The organism is Actinomadura syzygii (assembly GCF_008085905.1).
Lineage (GTDB): Bacteria > Actinomycetota > Actinomycetes > Streptosporangiales > Streptosporangiaceae > Spirillospora > Spirillospora syzygii.
Genome location: NZ_VSFF01000003.1, coordinates 533,614 through 551,361, shown reverse-complemented (window position 1 = coordinate 551,361; position 17,748 = coordinate 533,614). Strand labels below are relative to the sequence as shown.

Here is a 17,748-nt window from a genome sequence, read left to right as displayed (position 1 = left end):
CGCTCCGGCCGACCGGCGGTTACGCTCGGCGGCATGGCGCAACTTGACCCCAAGGCGGTGCTGGAGGGCCGGGTTCCCGGCCGGCCCCCGGTCGGCATGATCATCGGTATGACCGTCTCCGGGCTGTGCGTCCTGATCGCGCTCGGCGCGGACGTCGCCCTCGGGGGAGCGGGCTTCTGGGTCGGGGTCGTCCTCGCCATCCTGCCCATCCCGGTGCTGGTCGCCCTCGCGCTCACCCTCGACCGGCTGGAGCCGGAGCCGCCGCGCGCCCTCGCCTTCTCCTTCCTGTGGGGCGCGGGGATCGCGGTGCTCGGCGCGCTCGTCCTCAACACCCTCGGGCTGCTGTACGTGACCGTCCCCGTCTTCGGCGAGACGGAGGGCCACTTCGTCAGCGCCACCTTCGGCGCGCCGGTGATCGAGGAGACGCTGAAGGGCGCCGTCCTGTTCGGGCTGCTGTGGTTCCGCCGCAACGAGATCGACGGGTTCGCCGACGGGATCATCTACGCCGCGATGGTCGGCCTCGGGTTCGCCATGATGGAGAACATCACCTACTACATGCGGGCCTTCGAGGAGGGCGGGGCCCAGCAGCTCCAGGCCGTGTTCATCCTGCGCGGGCTCGTCGCGCCGCTCAGCCACCCGCTGTTCACCTCGATGACCGGGCTCGGCGTCGCCTACGCCGCCACGCACCGGCGCTGGCAGATCCTCGCCCCGCTGGCCGGGCTGCTCGGCGCGATGGTCCTGCACGGGCTGTGGAACGGCGCCGCGTCGGCCGGGCTCGGCGGGCTCGGCGTCGTCTACCTGCTGGACTTCTGCGTCCTGGTCGTCCTGATGGCCATCGTGCTGGTGGAGCGGCGGGGGACCGTCCGGCGCATCGAGGCGTACCTGCCCATGTACGCGGGGACGGGGCTCGTCACGCCGCAGGACGTCCGGATGCTGCGCTCGCTGCCGTCCCGCCGCGCCGCCCGCCGGTGGGCCCGCGCCGTCGGCGGGCCGCCCGCCGCCCGCGCCATGACCGACTACCAGCTCGCCGCGACCGAGCTGGCGCTGCTGCACAAGCGCGCCGACCGCGGCGTGGCCGAGCCCGCCTGGTTCGTCACCCGCCGCGACTCGCTGCTGAACCTGATGTCGCTGGCCCGGCAGGCGTTCCTGCGGACGCCGCCGCGTCCCGGCGCGAGCCGCCTCGGCGGCCCGCCATGGGCGGGGCCGGGACCATCGGGCTTCACCCCGCAGGGCCCCTACGGAGGCCCACCGGCCCCCCGTTACTGATCAAGGCCGGAGGCCGCTGCGGGTCGGGCCGGGCGCTTACCGGGGGGCGGGGCGAGGACACGGTGGGGCGGCCATACGATTGGTGCCGTGGCAGAGCGTCGGACCTCCTCCCTCCTGACCCGGACCCGGGACGCCGTGTGGCGCCCGACCGCCGGGTCGCTGCGGCTGCTCGCGCTCCTCGGCGTCCTCGGCAACGTGGTGATCGTCGTCAGCGGCGGCGCCGTGCGGGTGACGAAGTCCGGGCTCGGCTGCCCCGACTGGCCGCGCTGCTCCGGCGACAGCCTCGTCCCGACGCACGACCCCGAGCACCACTGGCTCAACATGTCGATCGAGTTCGGCAACCGGCTGATCACGTTCGTGGTGCTGGGCGTCGGGGTGCTCGTGTTCGTCGCCGCGCTGCGGCTGCGGCCCCGCCGCAAGGACCTCGTGCGGTGGGCGCTCGCGCAGCCGATGAGCGTGGTCGCGCAGGCGGTCATCGGCGGGATCGTCGTCCTGACGAAGCTGCACCCGGCGGCCGTGTCGCTGCACTTCCTGGTCTCGCCCGCGCTGCTGGTCTTCTGCGTGGCGCTGTGGGTCCGCGCCGGTGAGGGCGACGCGCCGCCGCGCCCGCTCGCCGGGCCGTGGACGCGCCGCCTCGCCGCCGCGCTGCTCGTGTCGTGCGCGGCCGTGCTCGTCGCGGGCACCGTCGTCACCGGCACCGGGCCGCACGCGGGGGACGCCGAGTCCCGCCGGTACGGCTTCGACATCACCGACGTCGCCCGCGTTCACGGCGAGCTGGCCTGGGTCACGATCGGGCTGACGCTGGTCATGATCCTCGTCCTGCACCGGACCGGCGCCCCGGCGGCGGCGCGGCGCCGCGCGCACGAGCTGGCCGGGATCATCGCGGTCCAGGGCGCGATCGGCTACGTCCAGTACGCGCTGGGGGTCCCCGAGGGGCTCGTACTGCTGCACATGCTCGGCGCGGTACTGATGTGGATCACGGCGTTCCGGCTCTTCTTCGCCCTGCGCGACCGGGGGCCGGTGCCGGTCGCCGCGCCCGTCGCGGAGCCCGCGCAGGCGCAGGCCCCGCAGCCCGCCTGACGGCCCCGCAGCCCGCCTGACGGCCCGCGCTCAGCGCTTCTTCAGGAACGCGCGGAGCCGGTCGAGCGGCCAGGTGTTGATCACGTCGTCCGGGGTGAGCCAGCCGCGCTGCGCGGTGCCGATGCCGTAGCGGATGTTGCGGTGGTGCCCGAGCGAGTGCGCGTCGGTGTCGACCGAGAACCTCACGCCGAAGCGCTTCGCGCGGCGGATCAGGTCGGCGGGCAGGTCGAGCCGGTCGGGGAACGAGTCGATCTCCATGGCGGTGCCGGTGCGCGCGGCGGCGCGGAACACCTCGTCCCAGTCGGCGTCGACCGGCGGGCGGCGGCCGATGCTGCGTGCCGTCGGATGCCCGATGACGTGGACGTGCGGGTTCTCGCACGCGCGGACGAGCCGCCGCGTCATGGTCTCCTGGTCCTGCGTGAAGTGCGAGTGGATCGAGGCGACGCACACGTCGAAGCCCGAAAGGAAGTCGGCGTCCCAGTCGACGCCGCCCTCCGGGCCGATGTTCAGCTCCGTGCCGTGCAGGAGCGTCAGGTCGCGGTACTCCTTCTGCAGCTCGGCGACCTCGGCGCGCTGGGCGAGCATCTTCTCGTCCGTCATGCGCTGCATCACGAGGTCGGGCGCGTGGTCGGTGATCGCGTAGTACTCCAGGCCGCGGGCGTGCGCGGCGGCGACCATGTCCGCGAGGGAGGCGACGCCGTCGGTGAGGTCGGTGTGGCTGTGCAGGTCGCCGCGCAGGTCGTCGACGGTGACGAGGCGGGGCAGGTCGTCCTTGAGCGCGGCCTCGATCTCGCCGGTGTCCTCGCGGAGGGCCGGGTGGACCCAGGGCAGGCCGAGCCGCTCGTAGACCTCCTCCTCGGTCGCGGAGACGATCAGCTCGTCCGACTCGGCGTCGAACAGTCCGTACTCGGACAGCTTGAGCCCCGCCTTCACCGCGATCTCCCGGGTGCGGATGTTGTGCGCCTGCGAGCCGGTGAAGTACTGCAGCGCGGCGCCCCACGACTCCGGCGGGACGACCCGCAGGTCGACCTGCAGCCCCTTCGCGGTGCGGATCGACGTCTTCTTCTCACCGCTCGCGACGACCTCCGCGACGAACGGCAGCGCGGTGAACGCCGCCATGATCGGCTTCGGGTCGCGGGACGCGGCGAGGACGTCCACGTCGCCGATCGTCTCCCGCATCCGGCGCAGCGAGCCCGCGTGCTCGCACCGCTCGACCTCCGGGAGCCCGGAGAGCACGGCGACGACCTCGTCGGCGACGCTCGCGGCGGCGTCGAGCAGGACGCGCTCGCCCGAGCTGCGCATCAGCTCGATGCCGTGGAGGATGTTCTCCTCGGTCTTGGCGCCGAAGCCCTTGAGGCCGCGCAGCCGCCCCTCCTTGATCGCGGCGGCGAGGTCGTCCACGGACGAGATGCCGAGCTCCTCGTAGACGGTGAGGGCCTTCTTCGGGCCGAGGGTGGGGATGGCGGTCAGCGCCCGCACCCCGGACGGGATCTGCGTGCGCAGCTCCTCGACCTGGCGGATCGTCCCGGTGGTCGTGTAGTCGAGGACCTTCTTCGCGATCGCCTCGCCCACCGTGGGGATCTTGCGCAGCCCGGCCAGGTCGAGCTCGGAGACGTCGCCGGGATGGCCCGCGATCGCCCGCGCGGCCTTCTCGTACGCCCTGATCTTGAAAGCGTCGCCGCCGGTGATGGACAGCAGGTCCGCCAGTTCCTGGATGAGGGCCGCAGCCTCGTCGTTCGCCCGTGCCATGCCTTCGAGTCTAGAAGCCGGGTACGACGTTTCCCGGGCCCGCACCGGCCCCGGCGCGGGCTCAGCGCAGCGGCGCGACCGGGCCGTTCGGGGCGTCCATGCGGGCCCGCAGGACCTCGTCGGCGATCGCGGACACCTGCTCCTCGGGCAGCCGCCGGTAGCCGTCGGCCGTGACGACCGCGACCGTCGGGTAGATGCGGCGCGCCTGGTCGGGGCCGCCCGTGGCGGTGTCGTCGTCGGCCGCGTCGTACAGGGCCTGGACGCAGACCGTCGCCGCGTCCTGCAGGGACAGGTCGGTGCGGTAGAGCTTCTTCAGCGCGCCCGTCGCGTACGGAGAGCCGGAGCCGTCCGCGTGGAAGTGCCGGGCCTCCTGCGGGGCGCCGATGATGTCGTAGGTGTAGATGCGTCCCTCGTCGGCGTCGGGGTCGTATCCGGCGAGCAGCGGGACGACCGCGAGCCCCTGCAGCGCCTGCGCCAGGTTGGCCTGGATGACGGCGCCGAGCCTGCGGGCCTTGCCCGGCAGCGACAGCGGGACGGTCTCCATCTTCTCGTAGTGCTCCAGCTCCACCTGGAACAGCCGGACCATCTCCAGCGCCAGCCCGACCGTCCCGGCGAACGCGACGGCGGAGTACTCGTCGCCGCGCTGCACCTTGTCGAGCTCGCGGTAGGCGATGCGGTTGCCCTGCGTGGCGCGCCGGTCGCCCGCCATCATGACGCCGCCGGGGAACGTCAGCGCGAGGACGGTCGTCCCGTGCGGCAGCTCGGGCAGGTCGCCGTCCGGCACCCGGTTCACCGGCAGCAGTTCGGGGGAGTGGACGCGCAGCAGGTCGACGAACGACGGCGACCCCGCCTCGAAGAACTCGGGCGGCATCCCCTGCTCCTCGTTCCGGCCGACCACGGCTGCTCCCCTCGCTGGACGATCACTACGCCTCCGATCCTTCCACGCCCCGCCGGACCCCCGCCACCACGCCCGTCCGCCCCCCGCGAACGCCCTGGTGATTGATCTATCAACATCAAGGGGATAGGTTTCGGTCAATTTAAGTTGATATGACGCAGTGCCGATATTGCGCCGTCCTGCGTCGATGGCACGTTCCACGGAAAAACGATCATGAGTCTTGTGCCGAAATTGCGGACCGTTCCATGATCGCTCCAACCGATCGGCCGAAACCCGGCCGGAGAGGAGACGCCACCATGTCGCGTATCGCCGACAGGCTGCTCGCCCGCATCACGGGCAACGCCACCGCCGACGCCGGCTGCACCACCTACAGGTACTGCCGAGGCGGTCAGCCGTACTACCGCACGTGCTGCCTGAACGAGGGCTGCCAGGACGCGCCCGCCTCCGGCAAGTGCTAGAGCCCCGTTCGTAGACCGTGGGCGGTGGCGTGCCGCCGCCCACGCTCCATGGGCCGGAGGGGAGACACCGCCATGTCCGGCATCGCCGACAGGCTGCTTGTGCGCATCGCTGGCAAGGCCACCGCCGAAGCGGTCTGCAACACGACCACCTACTGCCACTACAACCACATCTACATCTACAAGTGCTGCCCGGGCCAGGGCCGCGAGTTGCGTCGCACCGGTGACATCTGCAACTGGTGAGCCGGTCGTAGGGGCGCGGGCGGCGGGGCGCCGTCGCCCGTCCCCCATGAGCCCGCCCTAGAAGAACCGCTCTCGACGGGGAGGAAGGTGTGGGGTACCTGCATGTGGGGTGCGTGAGCCTGGTCGGGCTCGTCTTCCTCGTGGGGGTCGTGTCCAAGCTCCGGGATCTGCGCGGTTTCGCCGCGTCGGTGCCCGGTCTCGTCCCGGGCCTGCCGGGGCGGTGGACCATGCCCCTCGCCGTACTCGTGGTCGCGCTCGAAGCGCTCGCGGCCGGCGGGTCCGTCTCGCCTGCGACCCGGCCGTACGCGCTCTGCCTGGCGGGCGGGCTCCTCGCCGCGTTCGGCGCCGCCATCGGACGGGTCGTCGCGGGCGGCGGTCCCCGGGTGTCGTGCCGCTGCTTCGGCACGCGGAGCGCCCCGCTCGGGGCCCGGCACCTCGTCCGCAACGGGGTGCTGCTGGCCGCCTGCCTGCTCGGGCTCACGGCCTCCGGGCCCACCCCGGTCGCGGGCGCCGTCGTCGCCGCGGCGGCGGGCGCCCTCGCCGCCGTCCTCATCGTGTCGCTCGACGACCTCGCCCACCTGCTCACGGGAGGCTCCTGATGCCCTACCTCGCCGCGGCCGTCGTCCTCGTCGGCCTGATCGCCGTCCTCAACCTGCTGCTCACCCTCGCGCTCGCGCGGCGGCTGAAGGAGCCGGGCGCCGCCGGGACCACGCACTCCGGCCCCCCGGTGGTCCTGCGTCCCGGCTCGCGGCCCGCCGCGTTCGCTTCCAGCACCACCGACGGCGAGCCCGTGACCGACGCGACGCTCCCCGCCCTGGTCGCGTTCTTCTCGGCGGGCTGCGGTCCGTGCCACGCCCAGGCGCCCAGCGTCGCCGAGCACGCCCGCGCGGCCGGCCGGGAGAACGTCCTCGCGGTGATCGCCGGGGACGACCCGGAGCTGGTCGTGACCCTCGCGCCCGACGTCCGGCTGGTCGTGGAGGAGGACCAGGCGGGCCCGGTCTCGGCGGCGTTCCAGAACGAGTGGACGCCCGCGCTCTACCTGATGGGCGACGACCGGACCGTCCTCGCGACGGGTGGCCGTCTGACCGACCTCCCCCTCCCGGCCCGCGGATGACCGCGCTCGTCCCGACGTCCGCCGAGGCACCGCGGTTCGGCCTGCGGGACGCCGCCACCGCCGCCGCGACGGCCGTGCCGCTGGTCGTGCGCGCCGCGCCGCGCGGGGCCGCCGGGCATCTGCTGCTGACCGTGTCCGCGGCGGGCGCGCCCGTCGCGACCGCCTGGCTGACCAAGGTCGTGATCGACCGGCTGGCCGCGCCGCAGGGCGCGGTCGGCGGGGTCGCTGTCGCGCTGGTCGGGGCGGGGCTCGCGACCGCCGCGACGCCGCCGCTCGTCCGGTACCTGAGCGCGCAGACCGGCCGGGCGGCGTCCGTCGTCGCGACCGACCGGCTCTTCGCCGCCACCGAGAGGCAGGTGGGCCTGCGCCGCTTCGAGGATCCGGCCTTCCTCGACCGGCTGCGGCTCGCCCAGGACGGCGCGGCGGGCGTCGGCCAACTCGTCGAGGGCGTCGCCGGGACGCTCCGCGGGGCGCTGTCGCTGGCCGGGTTCGTCGGGGCGCTCCTCGTCCTCAGGCCTGTGATGACCGGGGTCGTCCTGCTGGCCGCCGTGCCGGTGCTGGTCGCGGAGCTGCTGCTGGCGCGGCGGCGGGCGGCCGTCCAGTGGGGGAACGAGATGGCGCACCGGCGCGAGTTCTTCTACAACGGCCTGCTCACCGGCGTGCGGGCGGCGACGGAGATCCGGCTGTTCGGCATCGGCGCGTTCCTGCGCTCCCGGATGATGGCCGAACGCCTCCGTGTGAACCGCGCCGACCGCCGGATGGACCTGCGCGAGCTCGCCACGCAGGGCGGTCTCACCACGCTGAGCGCGGTCGTCGCGGGCGGCGGGCTGCTGTGGGCCGTCACCGCCGCGCGGCGCGGCGACCTCAGTGTCGGGGACGTCGCCATGTTCGTCGCGGCCGTCGCCGGGGTCCAGTCGGCGCTGGACTCCGCCGTCATGTCGGTGGCCGTCGTCCACGCGCGGCTGCTCGCCTTCACGCACTTCGCGGCCGTCGTCCGCGCCGAGCCCGACCTGCCGCGCGTGGACGACGGCGACGCGCCGCCGCTGCGCGAGGGCATCCGGCTGCGGGACGTGTGGTTCCGCTACAGCGACGACCATCCCTGGGTCCTGTGCGGGGTGGACCTGCTGATCCCGGCGGGGCAGGCCGTGGCGTTGGTCGGGCTGAACGGCGCGGGCAAGAGCACCCTCGTCAAGCTGCTGTGCCGCATGTACGACCCGACCCGCGGGGCCGTCCTCTGGGACGGCGTCGACCTCCGGGACATCCCGCCCGACCGGCTGCGGGACCGGATCAGCGCCGTCTTCCAGGAGCACATGCACTACGACATGACCGCCGCCGAGAACATCGGGCTCGGCGACCTTCCCGCCCTGGACGATCCGGAGCGGCTGCGGGCCGCCGCCGTCCGCGCGGGCGTCCACGACGAGGTCGCGGGCCTGCCGCGCGGCTACGACACGCTGCTGACCAGGATGTTCTTCTCCGAGGCCGACAAGACCGACCCCGAGACGGGGGTGGTCCTCTCGGGCGGCCAGTGGCAGCGGCTCGCGCTCGCCCGCGCGTTCGTCCGGGAGGGCCGCGACCTGATGATCCTGGACGAGCCCAGCTCCGGCCTCGACCCGGAGGCCGAGCACCGGGTGCACGCCGAGATGCGCGCCCACCGGGACGGCCGGACCAGCCTGCTGATCTCCCACCGGCTCAACACCGTGCGGGACGCCGACCTCGTCGTCGTCCTCCAGGACGGGCGGATCGCCGAGCGCGGCGCCCACGACGAGTTGCTCGCGGCGGACGGTCCGTACGCCCGCCTATTCCGCCTCCAAGCCGCCGGTTACCAGGCGCCGGAGGTGGCGGCGGGATGAGGACGACCGGGTGGGCGGTGCTGGGTGCGGCGTCCGGGACGGCGGCCGCGGTCGGCCTCGCGGCCCTCGGGATCCGGAGGGGCCTGCTGGTGGCGACGGTGTCGGGGCGGAGCATGGAGCCCGCGCTGCGGTCCGGCGACCGGCTGCTGGTCCGGCGGACGCCGCGGGCCCGCAGGGGGCAGATCGTCGTGGTGCGGGCGCGCGTCCCGCTGCTGGCCGGGCGGCCGCCGGAGGCGGACACCGCCGTCATGGTGGAGCCCTCGGCGGCGGAGCTGGAGTCGCACGCGACGTACGGCCTGCTGCTCGTCAAGCGCGTGGCGGCGGTCGGCGGCGACCCGGTGCCGCGCGAGGCGTGCCCGGCGCTGCGCGACGTCCCGGAGAAGGTCGTGCCCCCGGGAGCGCTGGTCGTGCTGGGCGACAACCCGCCGCTGAGCTGGGACTCGCGCGAGTTCGGCTACGTCCGGCCGGGGGAGTGCGTGGGCGTCGCGATCCGCCGGATGAGGCTCTGAGACCACCCGCCGGGGGCCACCGCACCCCGGGGCGTCACGCCTCGGGGGCCTCCGGCGGGTTCTTCTGGCTGCGGGTCGCCCCGGCGCAGGCGACGATGACGAGGCAGATCGCGATCCACTGCCGCCCGGTGAGGACCTCGCCGAGCAGCGCCAGCCCGACCAGCGCCGCGATGGCGGGCTCCAGGCTCATCAGGACGCCGAACACCCGCGCGGGCATCCGGCGCAGCGCCTCCAGCTCCAGCGAGTACGGGATCACCGACGACAGCAGCCCGACGCCGACGCCGACCAGCACCAGCCGCGGGTCGAGCAGCGCGGTCCCGGCGGACGCGACCCCGAGCGGCAGGATCGCGAACGTTCCGACGATGCTCGCGACCGCGAGGCCGGTGGAGCCGGAGAACCGCTTGCCGGTCGCGGCGGTGAGCAGGATGTACCCGGCCCAGCACGTCCCGGCGAGGAGCGCGAACGCGATGCCGACCGGGTCGAGGCCGCCGGAGCCGCCGCGCGCCAGCATGACGACGCCCGCCCCGGCGAGGACGACCCACAGCGCGTCCCGCGGCCGCCGGGACGCGACGATCGACACCGTCAGCGGCCCGAGGAACTCGATCGTCACCGCGACGCCCAGCGGGATCCGCGCGAACGACTGGTAGATCGAGAAGTTCATCAGCGCCAGCGCCAGCCCGAACCCGGCGGCGATGGCGAGGCTGGAGCGCGAGTGGTCGCGCAGCACCGTCCGCAGCGCCCGCCGGGCCAGGAACCCGAGGACGACCGCCGAGGTCAGCAGCCGCATCGTGACGATGGCGCTCGGCGGCAGCCGGTCGAACAGGTGCTTGGCGAGGCCCGCCCCGACCTGCAGCGAGATGATGCCGAGCAGGATCAGCGCGGGCGGCGGCACCGACCCGAGCGACAGCGTGCGGACGCCTGCGCGGCCCGCCGCCCGGGACGCGCCCCCGTACGAGCCCGGCGCCTCAGCGGAAGCCATCCCCCACCCCCGTCACTCCCATCCGAACCCGGTCACTCCCATTCGAAGAACTTGGCGGCGAGCGCGAGGCCCGCGACGGCCCACACCGCGAGGACGATCATCGGCGTGCCCGGCAGGGCCGCGCCGTCCTGGAGGACGTCCCGCAGCCCCTCGGCCAGCGCCGAGATGGGCAGCAGCTCCAGGGCGTCCCGCACCCCGCCGGGGAACTCGTCCAGCGGGAAGACGACGCCGCCCACCGCGAGCAGCAGGATATAGACGAGGTTGGCGGCGGCGAGGGTCGCCTCGGCGCGGAGCGTGCCCGCCATCAGCAGCCCGAACCCGCTGAACGCGGCCGTCCCGAGCAGCAGCAGGAGCAGCACCGACCCCGGGTCGCCGTGCGGGCGCCAGCCGAGCGCCAGCGCGACCGCGAAGATCACCACGGCCTGCACCGCCTCGACGGCGACCACGCTCAGCGTCTTCGCGGCGATCAGCCCGCCGCGCGGCAGCGGCGTCGCGCCGAGCCGTTTCAGGACGCCGTACCGGCGCTCGAAGCCCGTCCCGATCGCCTGCCCGGTGAACGCCGTGGACATCACCGCGAGCGCGAGGACGCCCGGCGTGAGGAAGTCGACCCGGTCGCCGGGCCCGAGGTCGAGCAGCGACGTGGCGCTGAACAGGGTGAGCAGCACCACCGGGATGATCAGCGTCAGCAGCAGCTGCTCGCCGTTGCGCAGTACCGCGCGCACCTCGTAGGCGGCCTGGGACAGGATCATCCGCGGCAGCGGCGCGGCCCCCGGCGCGGGGGACAGGTCGAGCGGGGCGGTCACGGGCGCAGCTCCCGTCCGGTCAGTTCGAGGAAGACGTCCTCCAGGGTGCGGCGTTCGATCCGCAGGTCCTCGGTGAGGACGCCGTGGGAGGCGCACCAGGCGGTGACGGTGGCGAGGAGGCCGGGGTCGACGTCGGCCTCGATGAGGTAGTGCCCGGCGGGCGACTCCTTCGCCGCGCTCCCTGCGGGCAGCGCGGACAGCAGCTCCTCCAGGCCGAGCCCGGGACGCGCCCGGAACCGCAGCTGCCGCTCCGCGCCCGTCAGCTCCTCGGGCGCTCCCTCGGCGACGACCTTGCCGTGGTCGACGATCACCACGTGGTCGGACAGCCGCTCGGCCTCGTCCATGTTGTGCGTGGTCAGCACCACCGACGCCCCGGCGGCGCGCAGCTCCTCGACCAGCTCCCAGGTGGCGTGCCGGGCCTGCGGGTCGAGGCCGGTGGTGGGCTCGTCGAGGAAGACCAGCTCGGGGCGTCCGACCACGGCGACGGCGAGCGACAGGCGCTGCTGCTGCCCGCCCGACATGCGCCGGTACGGGGTGCGGGCGTGCTCGGTGAGCCCGAGCCGCTCCAGCAGCGCGGCCGGGTCGAGCGGGGTGGCGTGGAAGGAGGCGACGAGCCGGAGGAACTCGCCCGCGCGGGCCGTGCCGGGCACGCCCCCGGACTGCGGCATCACGCCGACCCGCGGCTTGAGCGCGGGCCCGTCGGCGGCGGGGTCGAGGCCGAGGACGCGGACCGTCCCCGAGTCGGCCCGCCGGAACCCCTCGCAGATCTCGATCGTGGTCGTCTTGCCCGCGCCGTTCGGGCCGAGCAGCGCGGTGACCGCGCCCCGGGCGGCGCTCAGCGAGAGGCCGTCCACGGCCCGGCGTTCGCCGCCCGCCGCGGCGTAGCGCTTCACGAGCCGGTGCAGCTCGACGGCGCCGTCTCCGGGGGGTGTCATGCCGACGAGTCTAGATCCGGGACGGGCGCGCTCCGCGCCCGGTCCCGCCGCCGCGGCCGGGAAAGGTCGGGCAAAGCCGCGGGGCTGAAGTCGATCTAGTTTCGCCCGCCTGAGCGGGGGGAATTCCCGCCGTGTCGCCGGGCCCTCCCGGCGGCCGGGGTGGGCGCGGCGCCGTGGCCGCGCCGGAGGAGGTGGGGGATGCCGTTCCATGTCGGTTCGGAGGTCGGGCGGCTGCGGGGCGTCCTGGTCCACCGGCCCGAGCTGTCGCTGAAGCGGCTCACCCCGTCCAACGCCGCCGGTCTGCTGTTCGACGACGTGCTGTGGGTGCGGCGGGCGGTGGAGGAGCACGAGGAGTTCGAGGACGTCCTGCGGTCGCAGGGCGTCCGCACGTACCTGCTGCTCGACCTGCTGCGCGAGACGATCGGGATCCCGGAGGCGCGCAAGCACGTCCTCGACGCGGTCGTCGACCCGCACTGGTACGGGCCGCTCGCCACCGACGCGATCCGCAACTGCTTCGACGCCATGGAGGTCGACGAGCTGGCCGCGTTCCTCATCGGCGGCATCACCAAGCGGGAGATGCTGGAGCGGATGGAGGAGCCCGCGTCCATCGCGTTCCACTCCATCGGGACGGACGGGTTCGTCCTGACCCCGCTGCCCAACCACCTGTTCACGCGGGACACGTCCTGCTGGATCTACGACGGCGTCTCGATCAACACGATGCGCATGAAGGCGCGGATGCGCGAGACCGTGAACATGGAGGCGATCTACCGCTGGCACCCGCTGTTCGCGTCCGGCTACGGCAGGCCGGAGGAGGACGGGTTCCACGTGTGGAACAGCGGGACGGCGATGGCCCCGGCGACGCTGGAGGGCGGCGACGTCCTGGTGATCGGGAACGGGGCCGTCCTGGTCGGGATGAGCGAGCGGACGCAGCCGCAGGCGGTCGAGATGCTCGCCCAGTCGCTGTTCGCCGCCGGGTCCTGCCGGCGGATCGTCGCGCTGCGGATGCCGCAGAAGCGGGCGTTCATGCACCTCGACACCGTGATGACCATGGTCGACCACGGCGTGTTCACCAAGTACGCGGGGATGGGGATGCTGCCCTCGCACACCGTCGAGCCGGGCGACACCGAGAAGGAACTCAAGATCACCGACCATCCGCCGGAGGACATGCACCGCGTCATCGCGGCGGCCCTCGGCCTGGACGACGTCAAGGTGCTCGTCCCGACGCAGGACGTGTTCTCCGCCGAGCGCGAGCAGTGGGACGACGGCGCCAACGTCCTCGCCGTCTCGCCCGGCGTGGTCGTCGCCTACGAGCGCAACGCGACCAGCATCGACCACCTGACCCGCAACGGGATCGAGGTGATCACCATCCGCGGCAGCGAGCTCGGCCGCGGGCGCGGCGGCCCCCGCTGCATGACCTGCCCGCTCGAACGGGACGCCTGACCCGCCGGACGGCCCCCGCAGAACGATCAAGGAGTGGACGATGGCGTTCGACCTTCGCGGGCGCAGCTTCATCAGGGAGCTCGACTTCACGCCTGAGGAGTTCGGGTCCCTGCTCGACCTCGCCGCCGACCTGAAGGCCGCGAAGCGCGACGGCACCGAGATCCCGGAGCTGACCGGCCGGAACATCGCGCTGATCTTCGAGAAGTCGTCCACCCGGACGCGCTGCGCGTTCGAGGTCGCCGCGCACGACCAGGGCGCCCACGTCACCTACCTCGACCCGAGCGGCTCGCAGATCGGCCACAAGGAGTCGATGAAGGACACGGCCCGCGTCCTCGGACGCATGTACGACGGCATCGAGTACCGGGGTTCGAGCCAGAAGCTGGTGGAGGAACTGGCGGCGTACGCGGGTGTCCCGGTGTGGAACGGCCTGACGGACGAATGGCACCCCACGCAGATGCTCGCCGACCTCCTCACCATGCGCGAGCACAGCGGCGGGCCCCTCGCCGGCGTCACGTTCGCCTACCTGGGCGACGCCCGCAACAACATGGGCCACAGCTACGTGGCGGCGGGCGCGCTGGCGGGCATGAACGTCCGCGTCGTCGCGCCGCGCGTCCTCTGGCCGGACGAGGAGACCGTCGTCAAGCCGTCCGCCGCGGTCGCCGCCGCGACCGGCGCCGACCTCCGCTTCACCGAGGACGTCGCCGTGGGCGTCCGCGGCGCCGACTTCGTGATCACCGACGTGTGGGTGTCGATGGGCGAGCCCGCCGCGCGGTGGGACGACCGGATCGCGCTGCTCCGCCCGTACCAGGTCAACGCCGAGGTCATGCGCGCGACCGGCAACCCGGACGCGAAGTTCATGCACTGCCTCCCCGCCTTCCACAACCGGGACACGGTCGTGGGGGAGCAGATCTTCCAGAAGACCGGCCTCGACGCGCTGGAGGTCACCGAGGAGGTGTTCGAGTCGGACGCCTCCATCGTCTTCGACGAGGCGGAGAACAGGATGCACACCATCAAGGCGGTCATGGTCGCGACGCTCGGCTGAGAGACGCCCGGCCGAGCGGGGCCGGAGCGTGGAAGGGGGCAGGATGCGCGTCGTCGTCGCGCTCGGTGGGAACGCGCTGGTGGAGCGGGGCGACACGCCCGACGCCGACCTCCAGCGCGCCAACGTCGACCGGGCGGTGCGGGCGCTGGCGCCGCTCGCCGAGCGGCACGAGCTGATCGTCACGCACGGGAACGGCCCGCAGGTCGGGGTGCTGGCGCTGGAGAGCGTCAACGACCCGAACCTGTCCCGGCCGTACCCGCTGGACACGATCGGCGCCGAGACCCAGGGCATGATCGGCTACTGGATGCTGCAGGCGCTGCAGAACGCGCTGCCCGGCCGCCAGGTCATGGCCATGATCAACCAGACGCTGGTGTCCGCGGTGGACCCCGCGTTCGAGAACCCGACCAAGTTCGTCGGGCAAGTCTACGAGCGGGAGGAGGCGGAGAAGCTCGCCGCCGAGTACGGCTGGACGATCCGCCGGGACGGGGAGCTGTGGCGCCGCGTGGTGCCGTCCCCGCGCCCGCAGCGGGTGATCGAGACGCGGCTGATCAGGGAGCTGGTCCGGCTCGGCACGGTGGTGGTGTGCGCGGGCGGCGGCGGCATCCCGGTGTTCCGCAACGACGTCGGGCGGCTGGAGGGCGTCGAGGCGGTGATCGACAAGGACCTCACCGCGTGCGTCCTGGCCGAGAGCATGGACGCGGACGCCCTCCTGATCCTCACCGACGTGCCCCGCGTCATGCGCCACTACGGGACGCCGCGCCAGGAGGAGATCGTCCACACCACGCCGCACGAGCTGCGCGCCGAGGAGTTCCCCGCCGGGTCCATGGGCCCGAAGGTCGAGGCGGCGGCGAGCTTCGTCGAGCGGACCGGCGACATGGCGGCGATCGGGCTCCTCGACCAGTGCGTGGAGATCCTCGACGGGACGGCCGGCACGATCGTCACCCCCAACGCGACCTGGCCGCTGGCGAGCACGCTGTGACCGCCGGGACGAAGCCCGCCCCCGTCTCGTTCGCGCGGAGCCTGCTGCGGACGAAGCCGGTCGACCGGATCGTCGCCGAGGGCGGCCAGGGCGAGGGCGGCGAGCTCAGGCGGACGATGGGCCTGCTCCAGCTCACCCTGTTCAGCGTCGGCGCGACGCTCGGCACCGGGATCTTCGTCGTGCTGGGCGAGGCGGTGCCGCTGGCCGGGCCCGCCGTCGTGCTGTCGTTCGTCCTCGCCGCCGTCACCGCGCTGTTCTCGGCCCTGTCGTACGCGGAGCTGGCCGGGACGATCCCCGTGTCCGGCTCGTCCTACTCCTACTCGTACGCGACGCTCGGGGAACTGGTCGCGTGGGTCTGCGGCTGGTGCCTGCTGCTGGAGTACGCCGTGTCGGTGTCGGCCGTCGCGGTCGGCTGGGGCGCCTACCTGAGCGCGTTCTTCGACGACGCGGCGGGCTTCACGATCCCGGCGGCGCTGGCCGGGCCGCCGGGGGAGGGCGGCGTGGTCAACGTCCCGGCGGTGGTCGTGGTGCTGCTCGCGATGTTCCTGCTCCTGCGCGGGACGTCGGAGAGCGCCACCGCCAACACGATCATGGTGTTCCTCAAGATCGGCGTGCTGCTGTTCTTCTGCGCGGTCGCCTTCACCGCGTTCAGGTCGGGGAACCTGAGCCCGTTCGCGCCGATGGGCTGGGCGGGCATCAGCGCGGCCGGGTCCAAGGTGTTCTTCTCCTACATCGGCTTCGACGCCGCGTCCACGGCGGGCGAGGAGGCGAAGAACCCGCGCCGCGACCTGCCGCTCGCGATCGTCCTGTCGCTGGCGATCGTCACGACCGTGTACGTGCTGGTCGGGCTCGCGGCCGTCGCCGCCATGCACTGGACGAGGTTCAGCCTCAGCGGCTCGGAGGCGTCGCTCGCCGAGGTGCTGAACGTGGCGACCGGACGCACCTGGCCGTCGATGATCCTCTCGCTCGGCGCGGTGATCGCGATCGCCAGCGTCGTCCTCACCGTCATGTACGGGCAGACACGCATCCTGTTCGCGATGTCGCGGGACGGGCTCGTCCCCGACGTGTTCCAGAAGGTCAGCCCGCGGCGGCGCGTCCCGGTCGCCAACACCGTCATCGTGGCCGCGTTCATCGGGACGCTCGGCGCCGTCGTCCCGCTCGGCCGGCTGGTGGACGCCACGAGCATCGGCACGCTGTTCGCGTTCGCGCTGGTCAGCGTGGGCGTGATCGTGCTGCGGCGGACGCGCCCCGACCTGCCGCGCAGCTTCCGCACCCCGCTCTACCCGCTGACCCCGCTCGCGGGCGTCGGGTTCTGCGTCTACCTGATGGTCGGCCTCGGCGGCGTGACCTGGACGGTCTTCGCGCTGTGGAGCCTCGTGGGCCTCGCCGCCTACTTCCTCTACGGCCGCCGCCATTCGCGCCTGGCGGGTGGGCCGTCCGGACGGAGCGCCCCGTGAACGGGCCGCGCGTCCTCCTCGGCTACTCGCCGGACGATCGCGGCGACGACGCGCTCGCGCTGGCGGCGCTGGTCGTCCGGTCGGCGGGCGGGTCGCTGGTGGTCGCGAACGTCCACCCGCCGCCCTGGCCCGCGCGCGGCCCCGGCTCGGTGGACGCGGAGTGGGTCGCCTACCTCAGGGAGGAGTCGCGGTCGGCGCTGGACCGGGCGGCGGCGCGGCTCGCCGGGACGGGCGCGCCGGAGCCGACGTGGCGCGTCCACGCCCACCGGGGCAGCGGCCGCGGCCTCATCGAGATCGCCCGCGACACCGCCGCCGACCTGGTCGTCATCGGCTCCGCGCCGCGCGGGCGGCGCGGCCGGATCGCCATCGGCAGCACCGCCGACCAGCTCCTGCACGGCTCGCCGGTGCCGGTCCTGCTCGCCCCGCGCGGCTACGCCGCCGATCCGCCGGGCCGGCTGGCGCGCATGACCGTCGCGTACTGGCGGCGTCCGGGCGCGGGCGGCCCGCTGGCGAGCGCCGCCGCGTTCGCCGCGTCGCTCGGGGTGCCGTTGCGGCTGCTCACGCTCGTGCTCCGGCCGCCCGGCCTCGCCGCCAGGTTCCGCGACGCGGACGAGCTGATGGAGCGCCAGCGGATCCAGGCGGAGGACGACCTGCGGGACGCCGCCGGGCTCCTCGGCGCCGCCCCGCGCGTCGAGCGCGAGACCGCCGCCGGGACGGGCGTCGCCAAGGCGCTCGGCGCGGTCGATATGCTGCCGGGCGAGGTGCTGGCCTGCCTGTCCAGCCATGACGGGCCGCTCCGTAAAGTTTTCCTCGGGGAGAGCTCCGGCAAGATCGTCCGGGCCGCGCCCTGCCCGGTGCTGGTGCTGCCGCGCGGCCCCGCCCGGCGCGCCGCCGCGGCACCGGACGCGAAGCCGACCGCGAAGCCGCATGTTAGGTAAGGCTTACCTGCGTG

General features: G+C 73.8%; 18 protein-coding genes. 13 read left to right on the top strand and 5 right to left on the bottom strand.

Annotated features, from left to right (window positions below; translation table 11 throughout):
- Positions 1-33 precede the first annotated feature (33 nt).
- Entirely contained in the window at positions 34-1,266 is a 1,233-nt protein-coding gene (locus FXF65_RS09755; RefSeq protein WP_148349366.1) for a PrsW family intramembrane metalloprotease, read from the top strand.
- Positions 1,267-1,353: 87 nt separating this feature from the next.
- Positions 1,354-2,346 (top strand): COX15/CtaA family protein, encoded by a 993-nt coding sequence (locus FXF65_RS09750; RefSeq protein ID WP_148349365.1) that lies wholly within the window; start codon positions 1,354-1,356, stop codon positions 2,344-2,346.
- Between the two features lie 30 nt (positions 2,347-2,376).
- On the opposite strand, the gene polX is transcribed toward FXF65_RS09750, so the two are convergent.
- Positions 2,377-4,095 (bottom strand): DNA polymerase/3'-5' exonuclease PolX, encoded by a 1,719-nt coding sequence (gene polX, locus FXF65_RS09745; RefSeq protein ID WP_148349364.1) that lies wholly within the window; start codon positions 4,093-4,095, stop codon positions 2,377-2,379.
- Positions 4,096-4,156: 61 nt separating this feature from the next.
- Positions 4,157-4,966, bottom strand: coding sequence for a proteasome subunit beta (prcB, locus tag FXF65_RS09740; RefSeq protein ID WP_148349509.1), 810 nt, complete (start codon positions 4,964-4,966; stop codon positions 4,157-4,159).
- A 320-nt stretch (positions 4,967-5,286) separates the two neighbouring features.
- Here prcB and FXF65_RS43600 point away from each other — a divergent pair, with 320 nt between their 5' ends.
- From FXF65_RS43600 to FXF65_RS09720, 6 genes are all read left to right on the top strand, one after another.
- Complete coding sequence (locus FXF65_RS43600) at positions 5,287-5,448, top strand: hypothetical protein (RefSeq protein ID WP_187412187.1); 162 nt, start codon at positions 5,287-5,289, stop codon at positions 5,446-5,448.
- Positions 5,449-5,520: 72 nt separating this feature from the next.
- Positions 5,521-5,688: a hypothetical protein gene (locus FXF65_RS43595; protein ID WP_187412186.1), complete on the top strand. Its 168-nt coding sequence runs from the start codon at positions 5,521-5,523 to the stop codon at positions 5,686-5,688.
- Between the two features lie 89 nt (positions 5,689-5,777).
- Positions 5,778-6,287 (top strand): MauE/DoxX family redox-associated membrane protein, encoded by a 510-nt coding sequence (locus tag FXF65_RS09735; RefSeq protein WP_148349363.1) that lies wholly within the window; start codon positions 5,778-5,780, stop codon positions 6,285-6,287.
- Positions 6,287-6,802: a thioredoxin domain-containing protein gene (locus tag FXF65_RS09730; protein WP_148349362.1), complete on the top strand. Its 516-nt coding sequence runs from the start codon at positions 6,287-6,289 to the stop codon at positions 6,800-6,802. Before FXF65_RS09735 ends, FXF65_RS09730 begins: the two co-directional genes overlap by 1 nt.
- Complete coding sequence (locus tag FXF65_RS09725) at positions 6,799-8,652, top strand: ABC transporter ATP-binding protein (RefSeq protein ID WP_148349361.1); 1,854 nt, start codon at positions 6,799-6,801, stop codon at positions 8,650-8,652. The genes FXF65_RS09730 and FXF65_RS09725 overlap by 4 nt, the downstream gene beginning before the upstream one ends.
- Positions 8,649-9,161: a S26 family signal peptidase gene (locus FXF65_RS09720; protein WP_148349360.1), complete on the top strand. Its 513-nt coding sequence runs from the start codon at positions 8,649-8,651 to the stop codon at positions 9,159-9,161. The genes FXF65_RS09725 and FXF65_RS09720 overlap by 4 nt, the downstream gene beginning before the upstream one ends.
- Positions 9,162-9,195: 34 nt before the next feature.
- Here the strand turns inward: FXF65_RS09720 and FXF65_RS09715 are convergent, their stop codons facing one another.
- Genes FXF65_RS09715 through FXF65_RS09705 form a run of 3 tightly spaced genes read right to left on the bottom strand, consistent with a single transcriptional unit; the run spans position 9,196 to position 11,878 of the window.
- Positions 9,196-10,140: an EamA family transporter gene (locus tag FXF65_RS09715; RefSeq protein WP_148349359.1), complete on the bottom strand. Its 945-nt coding sequence runs from the start codon at positions 10,138-10,140 to the stop codon at positions 9,196-9,198.
- Between the two features lie 32 nt (positions 10,141-10,172).
- Entirely contained in the window at positions 10,173-10,889 is a 717-nt protein-coding gene (locus tag FXF65_RS09710) for an ABC transporter permease (protein ID WP_148349508.1), read from the bottom strand.
- A gap of 50 nt (positions 10,890-10,939) precedes the next feature.
- Positions 10,940-11,878, bottom strand: coding sequence for an ABC transporter ATP-binding protein (locus FXF65_RS09705; RefSeq protein WP_148349358.1), 939 nt, complete (start codon positions 11,876-11,878; stop codon positions 10,940-10,942).
- Positions 11,879-12,076: 198 nt separating this feature from the next.
- On the opposite strand from FXF65_RS09705, the gene FXF65_RS09700 reads away from it, so the two are divergent.
- Genes FXF65_RS09700 through FXF65_RS09680 form a run of 5 tightly spaced genes read left to right on the top strand, consistent with a single transcriptional unit; the run spans position 12,077 to position 17,734 of the window.
- A complete protein-coding gene (locus FXF65_RS09700; RefSeq protein WP_148349357.1) occupies positions 12,077-13,318 on the top strand; it encodes an arginine deiminase in 1,242 nt (413 codons plus the stop codon).
- A gap of 40 nt (positions 13,319-13,358) precedes the next feature.
- Positions 13,359-14,360 (top strand): ornithine carbamoyltransferase, encoded by a 1,002-nt coding sequence (gene argF / locus FXF65_RS09695; RefSeq protein ID WP_148349356.1) that lies wholly within the window; start codon positions 13,359-13,361, stop codon positions 14,358-14,360.
- A 43-nt stretch (positions 14,361-14,403) separates the two neighbouring features.
- Positions 14,404-15,339 carry a carbamate kinase gene (gene arcC, locus FXF65_RS09690; protein ID WP_148349355.1) on the top strand — a complete coding sequence of 312 codons (936 nt, stop codon included), beginning with the start codon at positions 14,404-14,406 and terminating at the stop codon, positions 15,337-15,339.
- Positions 15,336-16,796 (top strand): amino acid permease, encoded by a 1,461-nt coding sequence (locus tag FXF65_RS09685; protein ID WP_222868453.1) that lies wholly within the window; start codon positions 15,336-15,338, stop codon positions 16,794-16,796. Before arcC ends, FXF65_RS09685 begins: the two co-directional genes overlap by 4 nt.
- Complete coding sequence (locus FXF65_RS09680; protein ID WP_148349354.1) at positions 16,793-17,734, top strand: universal stress protein; 942 nt, start codon at positions 16,793-16,795, stop codon at positions 17,732-17,734. The genes FXF65_RS09685 and FXF65_RS09680 overlap by 4 nt, the downstream gene beginning before the upstream one ends.
- The last annotated feature ends 14 nt before the right edge of the window (positions 17,735-17,748 follow it).